The following is a 2430-nucleotide window of genomic DNA, read 5'->3' as shown; positions in this document are numbered from 1 at the left end:
GCCGGATGCGCTGCAGGCGGCGCTCGCGGCGCGCGTGCARGCGCGGCTCACGCCGCGGCTGCGCACGGTGCTGAACCTGACGGGCACGGTGATCCACACCAACCTCGGCCGCGCGCTGCTGGCCGACAGCGCGCTGCAGCACCTGCTGGCGGTGATGGCGGCGCCGAACAACCTCGAGTACGACCTGGCCTCGGGCGGGCGCGGCGACCGCGACTCGATCGTCGAGGACCTGCTGTGCACGATCACCGGTGCGGCGGCGGCGACGGTGGTCAACAACAACGCCGCCGCGGTGCTGCTGACGATCGCGGCGCTGGCGCGCGAGCGCGAGGTGATCATCTCGCGCGGCGAGCTGGTCGAGATCGGCGGCGCGTTCCGCATGCCCGACGTGATGGCGAGTGCGGGCGCCGAGATGGTCGAGGTGGGCACCACCAACCGCACGCATGCACAGGACTACGAGCGCGCGATCACGCCGCGCACCGGCCTCGTGATGAAGGTGCACACCAGCAACTACGCGGTGCAGGGCTTCACGCACTCGGTCGATGAAGCGACGCTGGCCGGCATCGCGCATGCGCACGGGCTGCCGCTGGCCACCGACCTGGGCAGCGGCTCGCTGGTCGACCTGGCGCAGTACGGGCTGCCGCGCGAGCCGCTGCCGCAGGAGATGCTGGCGGCGGGCTGCGACGTGGTCACGTTCTCCGGCGACAAGCTGCTGGGCGGGCCGCAGGCCGGCCTGATCGTCGGCAGCCAGGGCGCGATCGCGCGCATCCGCAAGTTCCCGATGAAGCGCGCGCTGCGCATGAGCAAGCTGCCGCTGGCCGCGCTGGAAGCGACGCTGATGCTGTACCTGCGGCCCGAGCGGCTCGCGCATGACCTGCCGACGCTGCGGCTGCTGACGCGGCCGGCCGGCGCGATCCGCGCGCTGGCGCAGCAGCTGCAGCCGGCGGTGGCCGCCGCGATGGCGCCGCGCTTCGAGGTGGAGGTGGTCGAGCTGATGGGGCAGATCGGCTCCGGCTCGCTGCCGGTGGAGCGGCTGCCGTCGGCGGGGCTGGCGATCGCGCCGGCCGGTGCGTCGAAGAAGGGCATCGGCACGGCGCTCGATGCGCTCGCCACGGCGCTGCGCGCGCTGCCGCAGCCGGTGATCGGGCGCATCGCGCAGGACAGGCTGCTGCTGGACCTGCGCTGCCTGGAAGACGCCGACGCGCTCGGCCGGCAGCTCCCCACGTTGCGCGAGCTGCTGGGATGATCGTCGGCACCGCAGGCCACATCGACCACGGCAAGACCACGCTGGTGCGCGCGCTGACCGGCGTCGACACCGACCGGCTGCCGCAGGAGAAGGCGCGCGGCATCTCGATCGAGCTCGGCTATGCGTTCCTCGATGTGCCGGGCGACGAGTACACGCCGCGCATCGGTTTCATCGACGTGCCCGGCCACGAGCGCCTGGTGCACACGATGCTGGCCGGCGCGACCGGCATTGACTTCGCGCTGCTGCTGGTCGCCGCCGACGACGGCGTGATGCCGCAGACGCGCGAGCACCTGGCGGTGCTGTCGCTGCTGGGCCTGTCGCGCGGCGCGGTGCTCATCACCAAGTGCGACCGCGTCGATGCCGCGCGCATCGCGCAGGTGCGCGGCGACGTGKCTGCGCTGCTGGCCGGCACGCCGCTCGCCGATGCACCGGTGCTCGCCGTCGCGGCCCCGACCGGCGAGGGCCTGCCGGCCTTGCGCGAGCTGCTGTTCGCCGCGGCGCGCGAGACGCCGCCGCGCGACGGCGCGAGCGATGCCTTCCGCCTCGCGATCGACCGGGCGTTCACGCTCGACGGCGTCGGCACCGTGGTGACCGGCACCGTGCATGCCGGGCGCGTGCAGGTCGGCGACGAGCTGGCGCTGTGCCCCTCGCCCGCCGGCCGCCACGCCCGCGTGCGCAGCCTGCACACGCAGAACCAGGCCGCGACGCAGGCGCATGCCGGCCAGCGCTGCGCGGTGGCGCTGGCCGGTGTCGACAAGCACGAGGTGGCGCGTGGGCAATGGCTGGTATCGGCCGAGGCCGGGGCCGGGGCCGGGGCCGGCGTCGAGACGGACCGGCTCGATGCGCTGCTGACGCTGTGGCACGGCGAGCCGCGCCCGCTGCGCTCGGGCACGCCGGTGCACGTGCACCTCGGCGCGAGCGACACGATGGGCACGGTGGCCGTGCTGGCCGGCGTCGACGCCGCGGCCGACAGCCTTGCCCCCGGCGGCCGCGCCTTCGTGCAGATCGTGCTGCAGGCGCCCATCGGCGCATGGCGGGGCGACCGCGTCGTGCTGCGCGACAACTCGGCCACCCGCACGATCGCCGGCGGCACGGTGCTCGACCCGTTCGCGCCGGTGCGCTACCGGCGCACGCCGCAGCGGCTGGCCGAGCTGGCGGCGTGGTCGCTGCCCACCGCGGCGCAACGC

At 74.8% G+C, this 2430-nt stretch carries 2 protein-coding genes; both read left to right on the top strand.

The window, feature by feature from the left end:
- Window positions 1–1243, top strand: a 1243-nt coding sequence (gene selA, locus AC1D1T_RS31815; RefSeq protein WP_477993360.1) for an L-seryl-tRNA(Sec) selenium transferase, incomplete at its 5' end; no start/stop codon positions are given.
- The coding region (gene selB / locus AC1D1T_RS31810; protein ID WP_477993358.1) for a selenocysteine-specific translation elongation factor at window positions 1240–2430 on the top strand (1191 nt) is incomplete at its 3' end. The genes selA and selB, both read left to right, overlap by 4 nt.

Source organism: Rhizobacter sp. P2_H3 (assembly GCF_056403355.1).
Note: the sequence above shows the minus strand (reverse complement) of the source record. Positions and strands in the feature narration are given on the sequence as shown.